This window comes from Streptomyces rhizosphaerihabitans (genome assembly GCF_025399795.1).
In the GTDB taxonomy this organism is placed as follows: Bacteria; Actinomycetota; Actinomycetes; order Streptomycetales; family Streptomycetaceae; genus Streptomyces; species Streptomyces rhizosphaerihabitans.
On sequence record NZ_JAODTZ010000014.1, the window covers coordinates 138,975 to 161,146 of the forward strand.

Below are 22,172 nucleotides of genomic sequence, written 5' to 3' on the forward strand. Positions count from 1 at the left end.
CCGAGGGCGGGCAGAGGGGCCGGACCTGAGGGCGTCGGCCCAGGGGGAACGACTCCCGTGGGTACCTTCAACTACGGGTGGGTCACCCCCGACCAGCGGAACCACGCGATCATGGCCTGCTCCATTGCCTGCAACCTGCCGTGCCAGGTCGTCAACCAGTACTCCAACACCGAGAACCTGCTCAACGGCCGGCCCCTCGGTGACGCGAACAACAACGCCGCCGTCGCCGCACAGGCCGCCGAGTTCCTGGCCGGTTGTCGCACCTCAACGGTCACCAACCGTGTCTCTCCCGACCTCGCCACCAGCCCCGTCGCCGGAGGCAGCGTCAAGCCGAGCGAGTTCGGCCCGTACGACCCCGGTTCGGTGGTCACCGCCAACGCCACCCCCAACGGGGGCTTCCAGTTCGCCGGCCGGGAGGTAGACGGCGTACGCCAGGGCCGCCGGACAGCGCCGTACCCTCCCCACGGTTCACGGGGGCGGGTGCGGCGCTCTTCCTCGTGCGCGGAAGGCGGTCTCCGATCCCGCGCGAGGAACCACCAGGAGGGAGCGCCCCGAGCAGGTGTCCTCGACTGCCCCCGACTGCGCTTCCGACTGCGCCCCTCCTCTGCGGCCGGGCGCCGGAGAGTCGCCCGGCCCGTACTGCCACAATGGGACCGTGACCCGCGCATCCCTGGACAAGCAGCCGCACGAAGTCGCCTCGATGTTCGACGACGTGGCGGAACGGTACGACCTGACGAACGACCTGCTGTCGCTCGGCCAGGACCGGGTGTGGCGCAAGGAGGTCGCGAAGGCGGTCGACGCGCGCCCCGCACAGAAGATCCTGGACCTCGCGGCGGGTACGGCGACCTCGTCCCTGCCCTTCGCCCGCACCGGCGCCTATGTCGTCCCCTGCGACTTCTCCCTCGGGATGCTCCGCGTCGGCAAGCGGAACCATCCCTGGCTGCCGCTGACGGCCGGTGACGCGACCAGGCTGCCCTTCAAGGACGACACGTTCGACGCCGTCACGATCTCCTTCGGGCTGCGCAACGTGCAGGACACCGACACCGCGCTCCGCGAGCTGTACCGCGTGACGAAGCCCGGCGGGCGCGTCGTGATCTGCGAGTTCTCGCACCCCACCTGGGCGCCGTTCCGCACGGTCTACACCGAGTACCTGATGCGCGCGCTGCCCCCGGTCGCCCGTGCCGCCTCCTCCAACCCCGACGCCTACGTCTATCTCGCCGAGTCCATCCGAGCGTGGCCGACCCAGCCGGAACTGGCCGAGCGGCTGCAGAAGGCCGGCTGGTCGAAGGTGGCCTGGCGCAACCTGACGGGCGGCATCGTGGCCCTCCACCGGGGCTACAAGCAGGCCTGAACCGCTCGGCCCGCCCCCTTGCCGGGACGACCGCCCGGACCGGCTGCTACCTGAGGACCTCGAACGGGTCGCCGGGCTGGTCGAGTTCGCGGCGCAGCCCGCCCGACGGCGGCAGGGGCGGCCGGGGTTCACGCACTCCGGCGCCGCCCTCCGCGTCCCCGAGGTCGAACCACACGGTGACGACGGCTCCGCGCGGCACTTCGGCCCCGGGCTGCGGAAATTGTCGTACGACGTAGTCGACGACCGTCCGATGGAAGTCGGGCCGGTCGGGCGCGGCGAGCAGTACACCTCGCGCCTCTGCCGTCTCACGCGCGTCCACGGCCATCAGACCGACGAGCCGCGGTACGCGCACTTCGGGTGTCTTGGGTGTTATGCGCACAGACGTCACCCCCAGCGGTACCGGAAGGGTAAGCCTCGCCCGCGCCCTTCCGGAAGCCGCGAGAAGGCCTGCCGGAAGCCGTGAGAAGGCCTGCCGGACTCCGTGAGAAGGCATACGGGACCCCGTCGGAGGGACGGCCCCGGACTCCGTCAGAGGGTCAGCCGGTAGCGGTGGCCCTCCTGTGCCGAGGAGGGCAGCGTGAACCGCTCGGCGAGCTCCATGCCGAGCCGCCTCGTCACCGCGATGGAACGGGCATTGCCCGCGTCGACCATCGCGACGACGTCCGTGACGCCCGCCGCGCGGACCCGCTCCAGGGTGGTCCGTGCCGCCGCCGTGACGTACCCCTTGCCCCAGTGCGCCCGCCCCAGCCGCCAGCCGATCTCGATCTGCCCGGCCGGCCCCCAGGCGTGCGGCCACGGCTGCGCGCCCGTGAAGCCCAGCACCTCGTCCCCGGGGCCGACCATCGTCCACAGGCAGAAACCGCGCTCCGCGTCGTGCCGCCGCTGGCGCGCCGTCAGCTCCTCGTAGACGGACCGCTCTGCCGCGCGGCCCCCGTGGAACTCCATGACCTCCGGGTCGTCGAAGACCCGGTGCCAGGCGAGAGCGTCCTCGTCGGTGGGGACGCGCAGTCGTACATCGGGGAGAGCTCGGTTCACGGGGCAGCCCTTCAGCCGGGTGATCGGTACCGCTGCATAGACTGCCCATGTCCAGTGCCCGTCGGCACGTTGATTTCGAGTCTTGGGGAGACCCCGCCGTGACCGAGCCCCAACCCCTCTCCGAAAACACCGCCGACGTCATCGTCGTCGGGGCGGGGCCAGCCGGTTCCACCACCGCGTACTACCTGGCGAAGGCGGGACTCGACGTCCTGCTCCTGGAGAAGACGGCCTTCCCGCGCGAGAAGGTCTGCGGTGACGGGCTGACCCCGCGCGCCACCAAGCAGTTGGTGTCGATGGGCATCGACATCTCCGAGGAAGCCGGCTGGCTCCGGAACAAGGGCCTGCGCATCATCGGCGGCGGCGTACGCCTCCAGCTCGACTGGCCGGATCTCGCCTCCTTCCCCGACTACGGACTCGTGCGGAAGCGGGACGACTTCGACGAGCAGCTGGCGCGGCAGGCGCAGAAGGCGGGCGCGCGGCTGTACGAGCGCTGCAACGTCGGCGCTCCGATCGTCGACGACCGCACCGGCCGTATCACCGGCGTGCACGCGAAGCTGGGCGACGCCGACTCCAAGGAGAAGCGGGAGGTGACCTTCCACGCGCCGCTGGTGGTGGCGGCGGACGGCAACTCCAGTCGCCTGTCGCTCGCGATGGGCCTGCACCGCCGCGAGGACCGCCCGATGGGCGTCGCCGTCCGTACGTACTTCACCTCGCCGCGTCACGAGGACGACTACCTGGAGTCGTGGCTGGAGCTGTGGGACCGCCGGGGTGCCGAGGACCGTCTGCTGCCCGGCTACGGGTGGATCTTCGGCATGGGCGACGGCACCTCGAACGTCGGCCTCGGTGTCCTCAACACCTCCGACTCCTTCAAGGAGCTGGACTGGCGCGAGGTCCTGAAGGCCTGGTGCGCCTCGATGCCGGAGGACTGGGGCTACACCCCCGAGAACATGACCGGCCCGATCCGCGGCGCGGCCCTCCCGATGGCCTTCAACCGTCAACCGCACTACACCAAGGGCCTGCTGCTGGTGGGTGACGCCGGCGGTCTGGTGAACCCCTTCAACGGCGAGGGCATCGCCTACGCCATGGAGTCCGGCCAGATCGTCGCCGACGTCATCGTCCAGGCCCATGCGCGCGCCACCCCGGGCCAGCGCGAACTGGCCCTCCAGCGCTATCCGCGCGTCCTCAAGGACACCTACGGCGGCTACTACACCCTCGGCCGCGCCTTCGTGAAGCTCATCGGCAACCCGAAGGTCATGAAGATCGCCACCCAGCGCGGTCTGAGCCACCCGATGCTGATGAAGTTCACGCTGAAGATGCTCGCGAACCTCACCGACCCGACGGGCGGCGACGCGATGGACCGCATCATCAACGGCCTCTCGAAGGTGGCCCCGAAGGCCTGACCGGACGGGCCGCCCGAGCGGTCACCGGGACAGCTCCGACTCCTTGGCGGCGCGACGGGCCACCACCTGCTCGCGCCGCCCGGCCACCTGCCGCAGGGCGTCCTTGCGATCCCGCCGGGAGAGCCGGTCCAGGTAGACGTGTCCGTCGAGATGGTCGCTCTCGTGCTCCAGGCAGCGCGCGAAGTACCCCGTGCCCTCGATGACGAGCGGGTGCCCGTCCTTGTCGACGCCCCGCACGACGGCCCGGTCGGGGCGGGGCACGTCGACGACGGCACCCGGGACGGACAGACACCCCTCGCCCTCGTCCAGGAGGCGGCGTCCGGAGGGTGCGAGCCGCTCCAGGACCGGGTTGGCGATGTGGCCGACGTGCCGGACGCCGTCGTCGTCGGGGCAGTCGTAGACGAAGAGCCGCAGATCCACACCGACCTGGTTCGCGGCGAGGCCGGCGCCGTCGGCGACGTACATGGTCAGGAACATGTCGTCGACGAGCGCGGCGAGATCGGGACCGAACTCGGTCACGTCCCGGCAGGGGCGGTGCAGGACCTCTTCCCCGACCTCGGTGATCCGCCGCACGGTTCCGCGCCGGGCCTCCGGCGTGAGCGGCGGGTACGAGTCGACCGGGCTTCCCTGGACGAACACACGGGGCATCGCTGTCTCCTTCGGGTACGCGGGCACCGCGGCCGACGGCGGTCCGCCGCCCTCCGGCACCGGTTACCACCCTGGCGGATGCCGTCGCGCGGCGTGCCCGAACAGCCCGGAGAACCGTCTCCCGAACAGCCCGAAGGACCGCTCCCCGCACAGGAAGCGGCCCTCCGGAAGACACCCGTGGGTCAGAGCACGCGCACCGCGCCCGTCGCCGGGTAGCCCGAAAGGTCCTGAATCACGACACCCTTGCCGGGGTTGGCCGCGTCCAGGTACTGCCCGTTACCGATGTACACACCGACGTGGTAAGCCGAACCCGCTGAACCCCAGTACAGGATGTCGCCGACCTGGACATTGGACAGCGAAACCGGCGTACCGGACACCGACTGGTCCTGCGAGACACGCGGCAGGTCGACGCCGACCTGCTTGAACGCCGCCTGCACCAGCCCGGAACAGTCCCACGCGTTGGGTCCGGTGCCGCCCATGACGTACGCGTCGCCGACCTGCGCCTTGAGGAACGCGATCACGGTCGCGACGCTGCCGCTGGCCGGGGCGGTGACATTCGTGGACGTGGAGGCGCTGGTCGACAGGACGGTCCGCGCCGAGGAACGCGAGACAGCCTCGGCCGCCGCGGCCTTGCGTGCGGCCTCGGCCTTCTGCTTGACCTCGGCCTTCTGCTTGGCGTCGGCCAGGTCGGCCTTGGCCTGCTTGGCCGCCTTGGCGGCGGCCGCGTCGCGCTCCGCCTGCAACTCGTAGTTGGCCGCGGTCTGCTGGGTGGCGTCCGCGGACTGCGCGACCTGGGTGGCCAGATCGGCCGTCAGGGTCGGCAGTTCCATGGTCTGCGTCACGGGCTCGGCGGCGCTCGCCGAGCCCGCTGCCGCGGCCACTGCCAGCGTGCTGAGGACGCCACCGGCAACTCCGGCGCGCATCGCGAGCGACGGGGCGTTGCGGCGGGGCTTCCGGTGGCTTCGTATGTGTGCGGTGTGGGACATGGGTACTAGCGGTACCAGGGGCTCCCTCATACCTTCAAGAAACGTGTGGTGCGCCACAGTTGTTCAATCGACGGCCGAATTCGTCGCGCGTCACTCTTTATTGACGCCGTAACGGGCATTGCGGACACCGTCCACCAAGCCCGTGATCATGGCCTTTCAGCATTACGTCCGAATTGCCCGCCACCTACCACCGGTTGAAGCCGATGGCCAAGCCCGGCTTATCTGACCCATAGGTAGATGTGGCGCAGGTCACGGAACGGTCACCCGGGCGGTCGCGTCCCGCGCGTGAACCCCGACCGCTTCCCGGCCACCCCCGCTCGTGAACGCGTGCACGTGTCCACATCCGTCCACGGATCCCCTCTGAAGTGTGAACGCAGTCCTCTATCAAGAGGGTGCGTCCAACACCAATTTGCATGCAGCGGAAGTCTCTTGATATTGAGATGCCCCCCTGGGCCTGCGGTGATGAGCGAAAATGTCACATCTGGTGACCGACCTGACGCTTCGCGTGTGAAGATCACCGCTCATCCGACTTCATGATCGTTCGTCAGGTGGTGGAGATCACAAAGCTTGTGCAATACCCCGTGTCGCAGATCACAGACCGCCGGGCATAAGATGCGAGGCAGTTGGGCTTGTGACCTGCTTCACATGTCCGTGATCTTCGCCAGGACGGGCGGGGTTCGCGGTGCTGGCGAGGCAGGGGTGCAGGCTCGCCGAACCGCCACCAGTCAGTGCCGACTGAGAGGAGCGAGGAGCGTGAACGCGTATGCGCCGATCCTCGTACTGGGAGCCCTCGGGGCAGGCTTTGCGATCTTCTCCGTGGTCATGGCCACGCTGATCGGTCCGAAGCGGTACAACCGCGCCAAGCTCGACGCGTACGAGTGCGGCATCGAGCCGACCCCCACGCCGGTCGGCGGTGGGCGCTTTCCCATCAAGTACTACCTGACGGCGATGCTCTTCATCGTCTTCGACATCGAGATCGTCTTCCTCTACCCCTGGGCCGTCACCTTCGACGCCCTGGGTGTTTTCGGGCTCGTGGAGATGCTGCTCTTCGTGCTCACCGTCTTCGTGGCGTACGCGTACGTATGGCGGCGCGGCGGCCTGGAATGGGACTGAGGGGCCTTTAAGACATGGGACTCGAAGAAAAGCTGCCGAGCGGATTCCTGCTGACCACCGTCGAGCAGGCCGCGGGCTGGGTGCGCAAGGCGTCCGTCTTCCCCGCGACGTTCGGACTCGCCTGCTGTGCCATCGAGATGATGACGACCGGCGCCGGGCGTTACGACCTGGCGCGTTTCGGTATGGAGGTCTTCCGCGGGTCACCCCGCCAGGCCGACCTGATGATCGTGGCCGGCCGGGTGAGCCAGAAGATGGCGCCGGTGCTGCGACAGGTCTACGACCAGATGCCCAATCCCAAGTGGGTGATCTCCATGGGGGTTTGTGCGTCATCAGGTGGAATGTTCAATAACTACGCCATTGTGCAGGGCGTCGACCATATCGTCCCGGTCGACATCTATTTGCCCGGATGTCCGCCCCGGCCCGAGATGCTGATGGACGCGATTCTCAAGCTCCACCAGAAGATCCAGACCTCCAAGCTCGGCGTGAACGCCGAGGAGGCGGCCCGCGAGGCGGAGGAAGCGGCGCTCAAGGCGCTTCCCACCATCGAGATGAAGGGCCTGCTGCGGTGAGCGACGCGAACGGCAACGGGGTCAACCCCGAAAAGGACCTCGGCGCCTCCAACCTTCCCGGCCAGCGAGGCGACAAGGGCGAGGAGATCCGCGTCCAGCGCGGCATGTTCGGTGCCAACAACGGCGGCGACACCTCCGGATACGGCGGCCTGGTCCGCTCGATCCGGCTCCCCGGCGCGGCCACCCGCCCCTACGGCGGCTGGTTCGACGAAGTGGCCGACGAGCTCGAGGGCGCCCTGGAGGAACAGGGACTCGTCCCGGAGAACGTCATCGACAAGACGGTCGTCGACCGCGACGAGATCACCTTCCACGTCGAACGCGAGTACCTGCTCCGCGTCGCCCAGACCCTGCGCGACGACCCGGCCCTGCGGTTCGAGCTGTGCACCGGCGTCTCCGGCGTCCACTATCCGCACGACAAGGGCCGCGAGCTGCACGCCGTCTACCACCTGCGCTCGATCACCCACAACCGGCTGATCCGCCTGGAGGTCAGCACCCCCGACGCGGACCCGCACGTCCCCTCGCTCGTCTCCGTCTATCCGACGAACGACTGGCACGAGCGCGAGACGTACGACTTCTTCGGGCTGATCTTCGACGGTCACCCGGCGCTGACGCGGATCATGATGCCGGACGACTGGCAAGGGTTCCCGCAGCGCAAGGACTACCCCCTCGGCGGCATCCCCGTCGAGTACAAGGGCGCCCAGATCCCGGCTCCGGACCAGCGGAGGTCGTACTCATGAGCACGCAGACCCCTTCCGGGGCATCAGCCGCTTCGGCCCGCGAGACGACCGAGGGCACCGTATATACGGTCACCGGCGGCGACTGGGACGAGATCGCCCAGTCGGCGGCCAAGTCCGACGACGAGCGCATCATCGTCAACATGGGCCCGCAGCACCCGTCCACCCACGGCGTGCTCCGGCTCATCCTGGAGATCGACGGCGAAACGGTCACCGAGGCCCGCTGCGGCATCGGCTACCTCCACACGGGCATCGAGAAGAACCTCGAGTTCCGCACGTGGACCCAGGGCACCACGTTCGTGACGCGCATGGACTACCTGACGCCGTTCTTCAACGAGGCGGCGTACTGCCTCGCCGTCGAGAAGCTTCTCGGCATCACGGACGAGATCCCCGACCGCGCCACGATCATCCGCGTGCTCCTCATGGAGCTGAACCGGATCTCCTCCCACCTGGTGTGCATCGCCACCGGCGGCATGGAGCTGGGCGCCACCACGATCATGATCTACGGCTTCCGCGACCGTGAGCTCATTCTCGACATCTACGAGCTGATCACCGGCCTGCGGATGAACCACGCGTACATCCGCCCCGGCGGACTCGCCCAGGACCTGCCCCCGGGCGCGGTGGACCAGATCCGCGAGTTCGTGAAGAAGATGACGAAGAACCTTCCCGAGTACGACAAGCTCGCCACCGGGAACCCCATCTTCAAGGCCCGTATGCAGGACGTCGGCTACCTCGACCTGGCCGGCTGCATGGCCCTCGGTGCCACCGGCCCGGTCCTGCGCTCGGCGGGCCTGCCGCACGACCTGCGCAAGTCCCAGCCGTACTGCGGCTACGAGACCTATGACTTCGAGGTCCCGACCGCCGACACCTGCGACTCCTACGGGCGCTTCCTGATCCGCCTGGAGGAGATGCGCCAGTCGCTGCGGATCGTCGAGCAGTGCCTGGACCGGCTGCAGCCCGGCCCGGTCATGGTCGCCGACAAGAAGATCGCCTGGCCCGCCCAGCTCGCGCTCGGCCCCGACGGTCTCGGCAACTCGCTCGACCACATCAAGAAGATCATGGGCACCTCCATGGAGGCCCTGATCCACCACTTCAAGCTGGTGACCGAGGGCTTCCGCGTGCCGCCGGGACAGGCGTACGCGACGGTCGAGTCACCCAAGGGCGAGCTCGGGGTGCACGTCGTCTCCGACGGAGGCACCCGCCCCTACCGGGTCCACTTCCGGGACCCGTCCTTCACCAACCTGCAGGCCATGGCGGCCATGTGCGAAGGCGGCCAGGTCGCCGACGTCATCGTCGCCGTCGCGTCCATCGACCCCGTGATGGGAGGCGTCGACCGGTGACCACCACCCCCGAGGGCGTCAGCCTGGGCATGCCCCAACTGCCCGCGCCCGACTACCCGGCCGATGTCCGAGCCCGGCTGGAGGCGGACGCGCGCGAGATCATCGCCCGCTACCCCGACTCCCGCTCGGCGCTCCTTCCGTTGCTGCATCTCGTGCAGTCGCAGGAGGGCCATGTCACGCGCACGGGACAGCGGTTCTGCGCGGAGGTACTGGGTCTGACGACGGCCGAGGTCACCGCGGTCGCGACCTTCTACTCGATGTACCGGCGCAAGCCGAGCGGTGACTACCAGGTGGGTGTCTGCACCAACACTCTGTGTGCCGTCATGGGCGGCGACGCCATCTTCGAAGCCCTCCAGGACCACCTGGGTGTCGGCAACGGAGAGACCACCGGTGACGGCAAGGTCACCCTGGAGCACATCGAGTGCAACGCGGCCTGTGACTTCGCGCCGGTCGTGATGGTCAACTGGGAGTTCTTCGACAACCAGACCGTGGACTCGGCCAAGCGTCTCGTCGACGACCTGCGCGCGGGAGTGGACGTCGACCCGACCCGCGGGGCCCGGCTGTGCACCTTCAAGGACACCGCCCGGATCCTGGCGGGCTTCCCCGACGAGCGCGAGGGCGCGGTGGAGGCCGGCGGCAGCGCGGGCCACGCGTCACTGGTGGGGCTGCGCCTGGCCAAGGGGGAGAGCGCCCCCGCGCGCGTGGTGCATCCGCGAGGCGGAGGGGCACCTCAGAACCAGCGGCCCGCCGAGCACCCGAGCTCACACGACGCGCCGCAGGACACGTCGGCCTCCGACCCGTCCCACCCGGCGGGTCCTGTGGCAGAGGAGGGGGAGTGATGACCTTGGCAGCCGAGATCAACGAAACGAGTCCCGAAAAGCTGCTCGCACCCGTGCTGTCGGCCTTCTGGGACGAGGACAGGTCCTGGTCGCTGGACGTCTACCGAAGGCACGAGGGGTACGAGGGCCTGCGCAAGGCACTCGCCATGTCACCGGACGACCTGATCGCGTACGTCAAGGACTCCGGGCTGCGGGGCCGCGGCGGTGCGGGATTCCCGACCGGAATGAAATGGCAGTTCATTCCTCAGGGAGATGGCAAACCTCACTATCTAGTTGTCAACGCCGACGAATCGGAGCCGGGAACCTGCAAGGACATCCCGCTCCTCTTCGCGAACCCGCACAGCCTCATCGAGGGCATTGTGATCGCGTGCTATGCCATCCGGTCTTCGCATGCCTTCATCTATCTCCGCGGTGAAGTGGTCCCCGTACTGCGGCGGTTGCACGAGGCCGTACGTGAGGCCTACGCGGCGGGCTACCTCGGCGAGAACATCCTGGGCAGCGGACTCGACCTCCAGCTCACCGTGCACGCGGGCGCCGGCGCGTACATCTGCGGTGAGGAGACCGCGCTGCTCGACTCGCTCGAAGGCCGCCGTGGTCAACCGCGGCTCCGTCCCCCTTTCCCTGCTGTCGCGGGCCTCTATGCGTGTCCAACTGTTGTAAATAACGTCGAGTCGATCGCGTCAGTTCCCGCAATTCTCCAAAATGGCAAGGAATGGTTCAGGTCGATGGGAAGCGAGAAGTCTCCGGGCTTCACGCTCTACTCCCTCAGCGGCCATGTCGCCAGTCCCGGCCAGTACGAGGCACCGCTCGGCATCACGCTGCGCCAACTCCTCGACATGAGCGGCGGGATGCGTCCCGGTCACCGGCTGAAGTTCTGGACGCCGGGCGGCTCCTCGACACCGATGTTCACCGACGAGCATCTCGACGTCCCTCTTGATTACGAAGGAGTGGGCGCCGCGGGTTCCATGCTCGGCACGAAAGCACTCCAGTGCTTCGACGAGACGACCTGTGTCGTCCGCGCCGTCACCCGCTGGACCGAGTTCTACGCCCACGAGTCCTGCGGCAAGTGCACGCCATGCCGTGAAGGGACTTACTGGCTCGTGCAGTTGCTGCGCGACATCGAGGCCGGCAAGGGCGCCATGTCCGACCTCGACAAACTCAACGACATCGCCGACAACATCAACGGCAAGTCCTTCTGCGCCCTCGGCGACGGTGCCGCCTCGCCGATCTTCTCCTCGCTCAAGTACTTCCGCGAGGAGTACGAGCAGCACATCACGGGCCGCGGCTGCCCCTTCGACCCGGCCAGGTCCACGGCCTGGGCGGACAAGCACACGGAGGTGAACGCATGACAGTGACCACCAGCGCTCCCTCCGGAGGCGGGGAAGCGGCGGTCCCGCCGGAGGATCTCGTCTCGCTGACGATCGACGGCGTCGAGATGAGCGTGCCCAAGGGCACCCTGGTCATCCGGGCCGCCGAACAACTCGGCATCGAGATCCCCCGGTTCTGCGACCACCCGCTCCTCGACCCGGTCGGCGCCTGCCGCCAGTGCATCGTCGAGGTCGAGGGCCAGCGCAAGCCCATGGCGTCCTGCACGATCACCTGTACGGACGGGATGGTCGTCAAGACTCATCTCACCTCGCCGGTGGCCGAGAAGGCACAGCACGGTGTGATGGAGCTGCTGCTCATCAACCACCCGCTGGACTGCCCGGTCTGCGACAAGGGCGGCGAGTGCCCCCTGCAGAACCAGGCGATGTCGCACGGCCAGGCCGAGTCCCGGTTCGAGGGCAAGAAGCGGACGTACGAGAAGCCGGTCCCGATCTCCACACAGGTGCTGCTCGACCGCGAGCGGTGCGTGCTGTGCGCCCGCTGCACCCGCTTCTCCAACCAGATCGCGGGCGACCCCATGATCGAACTGATCGAACGGGGCGCGCTCCAGCAGGTCGGCACCGGTGACGGCGACCCGTTCGAGTCGTACTTCTCCGGGAACACGATCCAGATCTGCCCGGTGGGCGCGCTCACGTCGGCGGCGTATCGCTTCCGCTCGCGCCCCTTCGACCTCATCTCCTCGCACTCCGTGTGCGAGCACTGCTCCGGCGGCTGCGCGACACGCACCGACCACCGGCGCGGCAAGGTGATGCGGCGCCTCGCGGCGCCGGACCCCGAGGTCAACGAGGAATGGCTCTGTGACAAGGGGCGGTTCGGGTTCCGGTACGCGCAGCAGCGCGACCGCCTCGACACGCCCCTGGTGCGCAACGCCGAGGGTGTCCTCGAGCCCGCTTCCTGGCCGGAGGCGCTCGAAGCCGCCGCGCAGGGGCTGACGGCGGCCCGCGGCCGGGCCGGTGTCCTCACCGGCGGCCGGCTCACTGTCGAGGACGCCTACGCGTACAGCAAGTTCGCGCGCGTGGCCCTCGACACGAACGACATCGACTTCCGCGCGCGCGTGCACAGCTCCGAGGAGGCCGACTTCCTGGCCGCCCGGGTCGCCGGACGCGGCCGGGACCTCGACGGGACGGGCGTCACCTACACCTCTCTGGAGAAGGCGCCCGCTGTTCTGCTGGCGGGCTTCGAGTCCGAGGAGGAGGCGCCCGGCGTCTTCCTGCGGCTGCGCAAGGCGTGGCGCGGACACGGGCAGAAGACCTTCTCCCTCGCCACGCACGCCACACGCGGCCTGGAGAAGGCGGGCGGCACGCTGTTGCCGGCCGCGCCCGGCACCGAGACCGAGTGGCTGGACGCGCTCGCGAGCGGCGTCGGTCTGGAGGGCGACGGTGCCAAGGCCGCCGAGGCGCTGCGCGCCGAGGGCGCGGTGATCGCCGTCGGTGAGCGGCTGGCCGCCGTGGCGGGCGGGCTGACCGCCGCCGTGCGGGCCGCCACCGCCACCGGCGCCCGACTGGTGTGGATCCCGCGCCGGGCAGGGGAGCGCGGCGCGATCGAGGCGGGCGCGCTTCCGTCGCTGCTGCCGGGCGGACGCCCGGCCACCGACCCGCGCGCGCGGGACGAGGTCGCCGTGGCCTGGGGCGTCTCCGAACTGCCGCACCGCTACGGCCGTGACACCGGCCAGATCGTGGAGGCGGCCGCCGGCGGCGAACTACGGGCCCTGGTGGTCGCGGGCGTGGAGGTCACCGACCTTCCCGACCCGGCACGCACGCGTGCGGCGCTGTCCGAGGTGGGCTTCCTGGTGTCGCTCGAACTGCGGCCCAGTGAGGTCACCGAGCACGCGGACGTCGTCCTGCCGGTCGCCGCGGTCGCCGAGAAGGCCGGAAGCTTCCTCAACTGGGAAGGCAGGGTCCGCTCCTTCGAGGCGGCTCTCAAGCCCGACCAGATGACCCGGCGCCTGGCTCCCACCGACGCGCGCGTCCTGCAGATGCTGGCCGACGCCATGGACGTACACCTGGGTCTGCCGGATCTGCGGACCACGCGCGGGGAACTCGACCGGCTCGGCGCCTGGGACGGGCCGCGTGCCACCGAATCCCTGGAGACCGGGGTGCAGTTGCCCCGTCCGGCCGCCGGTGAGGCCGTACTGGCCGGGCACCGGCTGCTGCTCGACCAGGGACGCCTCCAGGAGGGCGACAACGCGCTCGCCGGGACCCGGCACGCCGCACACGCGCGCGTGTCGACCGCCACGGCCGCCGAGGCCGGGGTCAAGAACGGCGACGTCCTCGCCGTGACGGGTCCCGCCGGAGTGGTCGAACTCCCGCTGCAGATCACCGAGATGCCCGACCGCGTGGTCTGGCTCCCGCTGAACTCGACCGGTGCGGGCGTCGCCTCCGACACCGGCGCCCTGCCCGGCGCACTCGTCCGCATCGGCCCGGCGACGATCGCCGCCGAGGCCCCCAAGGAGGTGGAGGCATGACGCCGTACCTCGCCGCTGAAGACCTCTCGATGTTCGGCCACGACCCCTGGTGGCTGGTCGTCGTCAAGGCGGTGTTCTGCTTCGCCTTCCTGATGGTGACCGTGCTCTTCTCCATCGTGTGGGAGCGCAAGGTCGTCGCCTGGATGCAGCTGCGCATCGGCCCCAACCGGCACGGGCCCTGGGGGATGCTCCAGTCGCTCGCCGACGGCATCAAGCTGATGCTGAAGGAAGACCTCATCGTCAAGCGCGCGGACAAGGTGGTCTACGTCCTCGCGCCGATCGTCGCGGCCGTCCCGGCCTTCATGGCGATCGCGGTGATCCCCTTCGGGCCCGCGGACGACGAGGTCTCGATCTTCGGCCAGCGCACCACGATGCAGCTCACCGACCTGCCGATCGCGATGCTCTACATCCTCGCGGTGGCCTCGGTGGGCATCTACGGGATCGTGCTCGCCGGCTGGAGTTCCGGATCCACCTACCCGCTGCTGGGCGGTCTGCGGTCCTGCGCGCAGATGATCTCGTACGAGATCGCCATGGGCGCCGCGTTCGCCTCGGTGTTCCTCTACTCCGGGTCGATGTCGACCTCGACGATCGTCGAGCAGCAGCACGACCGCTGGTACATCGTCCTGCTGCCGGTCTCGTTCCTCATCTACATCGTGACGATGATCGCCGAGACCAACCGGGCCCCCTTCGACATGCCGGAGTCCGAGGGCGACCTCGTCGGCGGCTTCAACACCGAGTACTCGTCGATCAAGTTCGCGCTCTTCATGCTCGCCGAGTACGTGAACATGGTGACGGTCTCGGCCGTGTCGACGACGCTCTTCCTGGGCGGCTGGCGGGCCCCGTGGCCGATCAGCAGCTTCTGGGAGGGCGCCAACCACGGCTGGTGGCCGATGCTCTGGTTCGTGGTGAAGGTACAGCTGCTGCTGTTCTTCTTCATCTGGCTGCGCGGCACGCTGCCGCGCGTGCGCTACGACCAGCTGATGAAGCTCGGCTGGAAGGTCCTCATCCCGGTCTCCGTGGTCTGGCTGATGCTCGTCGCGACGGTACGGACGCTGCGCAACGAGCACGTCGCCTTCGCGGACATCGCCCTGTACGTCGGCGGAGGCGTCCTCGTTCTCCTGTTGCTGTCGTTCGTGGCGGACATCTTCCGCGACAAGCAGGGAGCCCAGGAGACGCCCGCCGAGCCCGCCGCCTTCGACCCGATGGCCGGTGGATTCCCCGTGCCCCCGCTGCCCGGCCAGGAGCTGCCGCCGGTACCGCGGCGCCGCCCGCGCCGTGAGCGGGAGCTGATTGTCAGTGGCGGGTCCGATACTGCGAGTGATGGATCGGTTACCGGATCTCGTGACGGAAAGGAGGGGTCCGATGGCTGAGGAGCCGAAGGAGACCAAACCGGGTTTCCAGAACCCCGTCGCCGGTTTCGGCGTGACCTTCAAGGCCATGTTCAAGAAGCGGCTGACCGAGCAGTACCCGGAGCAGCAGAAGACCACCGCGCCGCGGTTCCACGGCCGGCACCAGCTCAACCGTCATCCGGACGGCCTGGAGAAGTGCATCGGCTGCGAGTTGTGCGCCTGGGCCTGCCCCGCGGACGCCATCTATGTGGAGGGCGCGGACAACACCGAGGAGGAGCGCTACTCCCCGGGCGAGCGGTACGGCCGCGTCTACCAGATCAACTACGCCCGCTGCATCCTGTGCGGACTGTGCATCGAGGCGTGCCCCACGCGCGCGCTGACGATGACGAACGAGTTCGAGCTCGCCGACAGCAGCCGCGCCAACCTGATCTACACCAAGGAGCAGCTGCTCGCCGGACTCGAGGAAGGCATGGTCGACACACCGCACTCGATCTTCCCCGGCACGGACGAGCAGGACTACTACCGGGGTCTGGTGACCGAGGCCGCGCCCGGTACCGAGCGCCAGGTGGCCGTCTCCAAAGGCGAGTTGCACCCCTCGGCCACGCCTTCGGGTACGGCCGCCGGAGAGGGGGAGAAAGCATGACCGACCTGGCCGCTTACTCCACCTCCACCGGAGAGGCCTTCCAGTTCTGGGTCCTCGGCACCGTCGCGGTGGTCGGCGCCCTGTGCACCGTCTTCATGAGGAAGGCTGTGCACAGCGCGCTGTGCCTCGCCGGGACCATGATTGTCCTGGCGGTCTTCTACCTCGCCAACGGCGCGTACTTCCTGGGCATCGTCCAGATCGTCGTCTACACCGGCGCGATCATGATGCTCTTCCTCTTCGTCGTCATGCTCGTCGGCGTCACCGCGGCGGACTCGCTGGAGGAGACCATCAAGGGGCAGCGCTGGCTGGCCCTGGTCTGCGGACTCGGCTTCGGTGTCCTGCTGTTCGCCGGTATCGGCAACGCCTCCATCGAGGACTTCGACGGTCTGGCGAAGGCGAACGCGAACGGCAACGTGGAGGGCCTCGCCGCCCTCATCTTCACGAAGTACGTGTTCGCCTTCGAGATCACCGGCGCCCTGCTCATCACGGCCGCCGTCGGCGCCATGGTGCTGACGCACCGCGAGCGCACCGAGCGGCCCAAGACCCAGCGCGAGCTGTCCGAGCAGCGCGTGCGCGAGGGCAAGCACGTACCGCCGCTGCCGGCGCCGGGTGTCTACGCCCGGCACAACGCGGTGGACATCGCGGGCCTGCTCCCCGACGGCACTCCCTCCGTGCTGACCGTCAGCAAGACGCTGCGCGACCGCGGGCAGATCCGTGACGTGTCGGCCGAAGCGCTGAACGATCTGAAGGCGCTGGAGCAGCGTGCCGAGGAGCGTCTGGAGCGCACGAAGACGGAGGAGGCGTCCAAGTGAATCCGGTCAACTACCTCTATCTCGCCGCCCTGTTGTTCACGATCGGCGCCACCGGTGTGCTGATCAGGCGGAACGCGATCGTGGTGTTCATGTGCATCGAGCTCATGCTCAACGCCTGCAACCTCACCTTCGTCGCCTTCTCCCGGATGCACGGCAATCTCGACGGCCAGATCATCGCCTTCTTCACGATGGTCGTCGCCGCCGCGGAGGTCGTGGTCGGGCTCGCGATCATCGTGTCGCTGTTCCGTTCCCGCCACTCGGCCTCGGTCGACGACGCCAGCCTGATGAAGCTGTAAGGGGTCGCTGAATCGTGGAGAACCTGATTGCGCTGCTGGTAGCGGCGCCTCTGCTCGGAGCGGTCGTCCTGCTGTGCGGCGGACGACGGCTCGACGCCGTCGGACAGTGGATCGGCACCGCGTTCGCGGCCACCTCCTTCGTGATCGCCGCCGTGCTCTTCGCCGACATGCTGGGCAAGGGTCCTGAGGACCGGACCTTCACCCAGCATCTGTACAGCTGGATCGCCGTCGGAGACTTCCGGGCGGACGTCGGCTTCCAGCTCGACCAGCTGTCGATGACGTTCGTCCTGCTGATCACCGGCGTCGGCTCGCTGATCCACCTGTACTCGGTCGGGTACATGGAGCACGACGAGCGCCGCCGCCGCTTCTTCGGCTATCTGAACCTGTTCCTGGCGGCGATGCTGCTGCTCGTCCTCGCCGACAACTACCTTCTGCTGTACGTCGGCTGGGAGGGCGTCGGTCTCGCCTCGTACCTGCTGATCGGCTTCTGGCAGCACAAGCCCAGCGCGGCCACCGCCGCCAAGAAGGCCTTCCTGGTCAACCGCGTGGGCGACATGGGCCTGTCCATCGCGATCATGCTCATGTTCACGACCTTCGGGACCTTCGCCTTCGGGCCCCTGCTCGGCTCCGAGGGGCACCAGGGAGTGGCCGGGGACGCCACCCAGGGCAAGCTCACGGCCATCGCCCTGATGCTGCTGCTCGCCGCCTGCGGCAAGTCCGCCCAGGTGCCGCTGCAGTCCTGGCTCGGGGACGCGATGGAGGGCCCGACCCCGGTCTCGGCCCTCATCCACGCCGCCACCATGGTGACCGCGGGTGTGTATCTGATCGTGCGCTCGGCCGCCGTCTTCAACGCGGCGCCCGACGCCCAGCTCGTCGTCACCGTCGTGGGCGGGGTCACGCTCCTGTTCGGTGCGATCGTCGGTTGCGCGAAGGACGACATCAAGAAGGCGCTGGCCGGCTCGACCATGTCGCAGATCGGCTACATGGTGCTGGCTGCGGGTCTCGGCCCCATCGGCTACGTCTGGGCGATCATGCACCTGGTGACGCACGGCTTCTTCAAGGCCGGTCTCTTCCTCGGCGCCGGTTCGGTCATGCACGGCATGAACGACGAGGTCGACATGAGGAAGTTCGGCGGCCTCAGGAAGTACATGCCGATCACGTTCGTGACCTTCGGCCTCGGCTATCTCGCGATCATCGGCTTCCCTGGCCTGTCCGGCTTCTTCTCCAAGGACAAGATCATCGAGGCGGCCTTCGCCAAGGGCGGCACCGAGGGCTGGATCCTCGGCAGCGTGGCCCTGCTGGGCGCGGCGATCACCGCGTACTACATGACGCGCGTGATGATCATGACCTTCTTCGGAGAGAAGCGCTGGCAGCCCGACGCGGACGGCCACGAGCCGCACCCGCACGAGTCGCCCAGGTCCATGACGATCCCGATGATCGTGCTGGCTTTCGGGTCGGTCTTCGCGGGTGCCTACTTCAGCATCGGCGACCGCTTCCTGCACTGGCTGGAGCCGGTCACGGGGCATTCGGAGGGCGACTCGCCGGTCAGCGCCCTCACGGTCACCCTGGCCACCATGGTGCTGCTGGTCGTCGGCGCCGGCATCGCCTACCTCCAGTACGGCCGCAGCTCCGTCCCGGTCGTCGCCCCGCGTGGCTCCCTGCTCACCCGCGCCGCCCGGCGCGACCTGTACCAGGACGACTTCAACCATGTCGTGCTGGTACGCGGTGGTGAGCACCTCACCCGCTCCCTGGTGTACGTCGACCACACCCTGGTCGACGGAGTCGTCAACGGTACGGCTGCCTCGGTGGGCGGCCTCTCCGGGCGGCTGCGCAAGCTGCAGAACGGCTATGTGCGCAGTTACGCGGTCTCGATGTTCGGCGGTGCGGCGATCATCGTCGCCGCGACCCTGCTGATGAGGGCGGTCTGATACCGATGTCCTTTCCTCTCCTGACAGCGACGGCGGCGCTCCCGGCCCTCGGGGCGATCGCCACGGCCGCCGTGCCGGCCGCGCAGCGCGTCGCCGCCAAGTGGCTGGCGCTGCTGGTCTCCCTCGGCACCCTGGTGCTCGCCGCGGTCACCCTGGTGCGTTTCGACCCCGGCGGCGACCGTTACCAGCTCACGGAATCCCACGCCTGGATCCCGGACTTCGGGGTCAGTTACCAGCTGGGCGTGGACGGGATCGGGGTGGCGCTCGTCGCACTCACCGCGCTGCTGATGCCGTTCGTGATCCTGGCGGGCTGGCACGACGCCGACCCGCACGAGACCGGAAGCAGGCGCTGGCGTCCGACCCAGGGCTTCTTCGCCCTGATCCTGGCCGTCGAGGCGATGGTGATCATCTCCTTCGAGGCCACCGACGTGTTCCTCTTCTACATCTTCTTCGAAGCCATGCTGATCCCGATGTACTTCCTGATCGGCGGCTTCGGGGACCGTGCCCACGAGCACGGTGACGCGGTGGCGGCGACCCAACGTTCGTACGCCGCCGTGAAGTTCCTCCTCTACAACCTGGTCGGCGGCCTGATCATGCTGGCCGCCGTGATCGGCCTCTACGTAGTGGCCGGAAGCTTCTCGCTCCAGGAGATCGTCCAAGCCCGGGCCAACGGGTCGCTGCACATGGCGACCAGCACCGAGCGGTGGCTCTTCCTCGGCTTCTTCTTCGCCTTCGCGGTGAAGGCGCCCCTGTGGCCGCTGCACACCTGGCTGCCCAACGCCATGGGTGAGGCCACCGCGCCGGTCGCCGTGCTGATCACGGCGGTCGTCGACAAGGTCGGTACCTTCGCGATGCTCCGCTTCTGCCTCCAGCTCTTCCCGGAGGCGAGCAAGTGGGCGACGCCCGTGATCCTCGTCCTGGCACTGATCAGCATCATCTACGGGGCGCTGCTCGCGGTCGGACAGCGGGACATCAAGCGACTGGTCGCCTACGCGTCGATCTCGCACTTCGGGTTCATCATCCTGGGCATCTTCGCGATGACCAGTCAGGGCCAGTCGGGCGCGACGCTCTACATGGTCAACCACGGGATCTCGACCGCCGCCCTGATGCTGGTCGCGGGCTTCCTGATCTCGCGGCGCGGATCGCGTCTGATCGCCGACTACGGAGGGGTGCAGAAAGTCGCCCCGGTGCTCGCGGGCACCTTCCTCATCGGCGGCCTCGCGACGCTGTCGCTCCCCGGCCTCGCGCCCTTCGTGAGTGAATTCCTGGTCCTGGTGGGCGCGTTCGAGCGCTACCCGGCCGTCGGCGTCGTCGCCACCTTCGGCATCGTCCTCGCCGCGCTCTACACCCTCGTCCTCTACCAGCGGACGATGACGGGCCCGGTCAAGGCCGAGGTGGCCGAGATGCCGGACCTCAGGGTGCGCGAGCTCCTGGTGGTCGCCCCGCTGATCGCTCTGCTGATCTTCCTGGGCGTCTACCCGAAGCCGGTCACCGACATCGTCAACCCGGCGGTCAAGCAGACCATGTCAGATGTACACAAGACGGACCCCCAGCCCGCGGTGGAGGCGGCCAAGTGAGCGCATCAGCCGTCCACAGCCTGTGGACAACAGCGGCAACCGCAGCCGAGCCGATCTCCAAGATCAATGCACCGAAGATCGAATATGGGCAATTGTCGCCCACCTTGATCGTCATCGGCGCGGCGGTCATCGGGGTTCTGGTCGAGGCCTTCGTGCCGCGCAAGTCCCGTTACTACGCACAGGTGTTCGTCGCCGTCGTCGCACTGGCCGCGGCGTTCGCCGCGGTCGTCGCGCTCGCGGCGGGCGGATACGGCACCACGAAGGCACACATCGCGGCGATGGGCGCGATCGCGGTCGACGGACCGTCGCTGTTCCTCCAGGGCACGATCCTGCTCGCCGGAATCCTCGGCGTCTTCACCTTCGCCGAGCGGCGCCTCGACCCCGAGGCGCACGGAAACCGGGTCGACTCCTTCGCCGCGCAGGCCGCGTCGGTGCCCGGCAGCGACAGCGAGAAGGCCGCCGTGAAGGCCGGGTTCACCACCACTGAGGTGTTCCCGCTGCTGCTCTTCGCCATCAGCGGCATGCTGGTCTTCCCGTCGGCCAACGACCTGCTGACCCTGTTCATCGCGCTGGAAGTCTTCTCGCTCCCGCTGTACCTCCTGTGCGCCGTGGCCCGCCGCAAGCGGCTCATGTCGCAGGAGGCGGCGGTCAAGTACTTCCTGCTCGGTGCCTTCGCCTCCGCGTTCACGCTCTTCGGCATCGCCCTGCTGTACGGCTACGCGGGCTCGGTGTCGTACGCGACGATCGCGCATGTCGTCGACGGCACGGTCACGAACGTCGACCCGGCGCTCGCCGGCACCATGGGCAACGACGTACTGCTGCTCATCGGAATGGCCCTGATCGTCATGGGCCTGCTCTTCAAGGTCGGCGCGGTGCCCTTCCACATGTGGACACCGGACGTCTACCAGGGCGCGCCGACCCCGGTCACCGGCTTCATGGCGGCGGCGACGAAGGTGGCCGCGTTCGGCGCGCTGCTGCGCCTGCTCTACGTCGTCCTGCCAGGGCTGCGCTGGGACTGGCGGCCGGTCATGTGGGCCGTGGCGATCGTCACCATGCTGGGCGGCGCGATCGTCGCGATCACCCAGACGGACATCAAGCGGCTCCTGGCGTACTCGTCGATCGCGCACGCCGGGTTCATCCTCGCGGGTGTCATCGCGACCTCGCCGGACGGCGTCTCGTCGGTCCTCTTCTACCTTGCCGCGTACTCCTTCGTCACGATCGGTGCCTTCGCCGTCGTCACCCTGGTACGGGACGCGGGCGGCGAGGCCACGCACCTGTCCAAGTGGGCGGGCCTCGGACGCAGGTCCCCGTTGGTGGCCGCGGTGTTCGCGGTCTTCCTGCTGTCCTTCGCGGGTATCCCGCTCACCTCGGGATTCGCCGGAAAGTTCGCCGTGTTCAAGGCGGCGGCCGAGGGCGGCGCGGGCGTGCTGGTCGTGGTCGGTGTGCTCTCGTCGGCGATCGCGGCGTTCTTCTACATCCGCGTGATCGTGCTGATGTTCTTCAGCGAGCCGAAGCCCGAGGGGCCGACGGTCGCCGTGCCGTCGCCGCTGACCACGACGGCCATCGCGGTGGGCGTGGCGGTCACGCTGGTGCTGGGCGTGGCGCCGCAGTACTTCCTGAACCTGGCGAGCCAGGCCGGGGTCTTCGTGCGCTGAGCAGGACCTTGCGCGGCTCGGGCCCCGCTCCCTCCAAGGGGAGCGGG

At 68.7% G+C, this 22,172-nt stretch carries 20 protein-coding genes and 1 pseudogene; 17 read left to right on the forward strand and 4 right to left on the reverse strand.

The window, feature by feature from the left end:
- Positions 1–111: 111 nt before the first annotated feature.
- Positions 112–408: pseudogene (locus N4G66_RS45915) on the forward strand (InlB B-repeat-containing protein); the annotation flags it as partial.
- A 247-nt stretch (positions 409–655) separates the two neighbouring features.
- Positions 656–1,351 (forward strand): demethylmenaquinone methyltransferase, encoded by a 696-nt coding sequence (locus N4G66_RS16815; RefSeq protein WP_261704917.1) that lies wholly within the window; start codon positions 656–658, stop codon positions 1,349–1,351.
- Positions 1,352–1,397: 46 nt separating this feature from the next.
- On the opposite strand, the gene N4G66_RS16820 is transcribed toward N4G66_RS16815, so the two are convergent.
- A complete protein-coding gene (locus N4G66_RS16820) occupies positions 1,398–1,730 on the reverse strand; it encodes a PASTA domain-containing protein (protein WP_261704918.1) in 333 nt (110 codons plus the stop codon).
- Positions 1,731–1,879: 149 nt separating this feature from the next.
- Positions 1,880–2,386 (reverse strand): GNAT family N-acetyltransferase, encoded by a 507-nt coding sequence (locus tag N4G66_RS16825; protein WP_261704919.1) that lies wholly within the window; start codon positions 2,384–2,386, stop codon positions 1,880–1,882.
- A gap of 98 nt (positions 2,387–2,484) precedes the next feature.
- Between N4G66_RS16825 and N4G66_RS16830 the strand changes: the two genes are divergently transcribed.
- Positions 2,485–3,786, forward strand: coding sequence for a geranylgeranyl reductase family protein (locus N4G66_RS16830; protein ID WP_261704920.1), 1,302 nt, complete (start codon positions 2,485–2,487; stop codon positions 3,784–3,786).
- Positions 3,787–3,807: 21 nt separating this feature from the next.
- Here N4G66_RS16830 and def read toward each other — a convergent pair whose 3' ends face one another.
- Together def and N4G66_RS16840 are read right to left on the reverse strand one after the other, a co-directional pair.
- Positions 3,808–4,434: a peptide deformylase gene (gene def / locus N4G66_RS16835; RefSeq protein ID WP_261704921.1), complete on the reverse strand. Its 627-nt coding sequence runs from the start codon at positions 4,432–4,434 to the stop codon at positions 3,808–3,810.
- A 182-nt stretch (positions 4,435–4,616) separates the two neighbouring features.
- Positions 4,617–5,450: a C40 family peptidase gene (locus N4G66_RS16840; RefSeq protein ID WP_261704922.1), complete on the reverse strand. Its 834-nt coding sequence runs from the start codon at positions 5,448–5,450 to the stop codon at positions 4,617–4,619.
- Between the two features lie 723 nt (positions 5,451–6,173).
- Between N4G66_RS16840 and N4G66_RS16845 the strand changes: the two genes are divergently transcribed.
- The 14 genes from N4G66_RS16845 to nuoN are packed head-to-tail and all read left to right on the forward strand — an operon-like array spanning position 6,174 to position 22,125.
- Complete coding sequence (locus N4G66_RS16845; protein WP_037627175.1) at positions 6,174–6,533, forward strand: NADH-quinone oxidoreductase subunit A; 360 nt, start codon at positions 6,174–6,176, stop codon at positions 6,531–6,533.
- A gap of 14 nt (positions 6,534–6,547) precedes the next feature.
- On the forward strand, positions 6,548–7,102 hold the full coding sequence (locus N4G66_RS16850; protein WP_003998928.1) for a NuoB/complex I 20 kDa subunit family protein: 555 nt from the start codon (positions 6,548–6,550) through the stop codon (positions 7,100–7,102).
- Positions 7,099–7,839, forward strand: coding sequence for an NADH-quinone oxidoreductase subunit C (locus N4G66_RS16855; protein WP_261704923.1), 741 nt, complete (start codon positions 7,099–7,101; stop codon positions 7,837–7,839). The genes N4G66_RS16850 and N4G66_RS16855 overlap by 4 nt, the downstream gene beginning before the upstream one ends.
- Complete coding sequence (locus tag N4G66_RS16860; RefSeq protein WP_261704924.1) at positions 7,836–9,176, forward strand: NADH-quinone oxidoreductase subunit D; 1,341 nt, start codon at positions 7,836–7,838, stop codon at positions 9,174–9,176. Before N4G66_RS16855 ends, N4G66_RS16860 begins: the two co-directional genes overlap by 4 nt.
- On the forward strand, positions 9,173–10,015 hold the full coding sequence (nuoE, locus tag N4G66_RS16865) for an NADH-quinone oxidoreductase subunit NuoE (protein WP_261704925.1): 843 nt from the start codon (positions 9,173–9,175) through the stop codon (positions 10,013–10,015). Before N4G66_RS16860 ends, nuoE begins: the two co-directional genes overlap by 4 nt.
- Positions 10,012–11,364 carry an NADH-quinone oxidoreductase subunit NuoF gene (gene nuoF / locus N4G66_RS16870; RefSeq protein WP_261704926.1) on the forward strand — a complete coding sequence of 451 codons (1,353 nt, stop codon included), beginning with the start codon at positions 10,012–10,014 and terminating at the stop codon, positions 11,362–11,364. Before nuoE ends, nuoF begins: the two co-directional genes overlap by 4 nt.
- Entirely contained in the window at positions 11,361–13,865 is a 2,505-nt protein-coding gene (locus N4G66_RS16875; RefSeq protein ID WP_261704927.1) for an NADH-quinone oxidoreductase subunit G, read from the forward strand. Before nuoF ends, N4G66_RS16875 begins: the two co-directional genes overlap by 4 nt.
- Positions 13,862–15,235: an NADH-quinone oxidoreductase subunit NuoH gene (nuoH, locus tag N4G66_RS16880; RefSeq protein ID WP_261704928.1), complete on the forward strand. Its 1,374-nt coding sequence runs from the start codon at positions 13,862–13,864 to the stop codon at positions 15,233–15,235. The genes N4G66_RS16875 and nuoH overlap by 4 nt, the downstream gene beginning before the upstream one ends.
- A complete protein-coding gene (gene nuoI / locus N4G66_RS16885) occupies positions 15,228–15,857 on the forward strand; it encodes an NADH-quinone oxidoreductase subunit NuoI (RefSeq protein ID WP_261704929.1) in 630 nt (209 codons plus the stop codon). Before nuoH ends, nuoI begins: the two co-directional genes overlap by 8 nt.
- Entirely contained in the window at positions 15,854–16,669 is an 816-nt protein-coding gene (locus tag N4G66_RS16890; protein WP_261704930.1) for an NADH-quinone oxidoreductase subunit J, read from the forward strand. The genes nuoI and N4G66_RS16890 overlap by 4 nt, the downstream gene beginning before the upstream one ends.
- Positions 16,666–16,965 carry an NADH-quinone oxidoreductase subunit NuoK gene (nuoK, locus tag N4G66_RS16895; protein WP_261704931.1) on the forward strand — a complete coding sequence of 100 codons (300 nt, stop codon included), beginning with the start codon at positions 16,666–16,668 and terminating at the stop codon, positions 16,963–16,965. Before N4G66_RS16890 ends, nuoK begins: the two co-directional genes overlap by 4 nt.
- Before the next feature lie 14 nt (positions 16,966–16,979).
- Positions 16,980–18,893: an NADH-quinone oxidoreductase subunit L gene (gene nuoL, locus N4G66_RS16900; protein WP_261704932.1), complete on the forward strand. Its 1,914-nt coding sequence runs from the start codon at positions 16,980–16,982 to the stop codon at positions 18,891–18,893.
- A 5-nt stretch (positions 18,894–18,898) separates the two neighbouring features.
- Entirely contained in the window at positions 18,899–20,470 is a 1,572-nt protein-coding gene (locus tag N4G66_RS16905; protein ID WP_261704933.1) for an NADH-quinone oxidoreductase subunit M, read from the forward strand.
- Positions 20,467–22,125: an NADH-quinone oxidoreductase subunit NuoN gene (nuoN, locus tag N4G66_RS16910; RefSeq protein WP_261704934.1), complete on the forward strand. Its 1,659-nt coding sequence runs from the start codon at positions 20,467–20,469 to the stop codon at positions 22,123–22,125. Before N4G66_RS16905 ends, nuoN begins: the two co-directional genes overlap by 4 nt.
- Positions 22,126–22,172 lie beyond the last annotated feature (47 nt).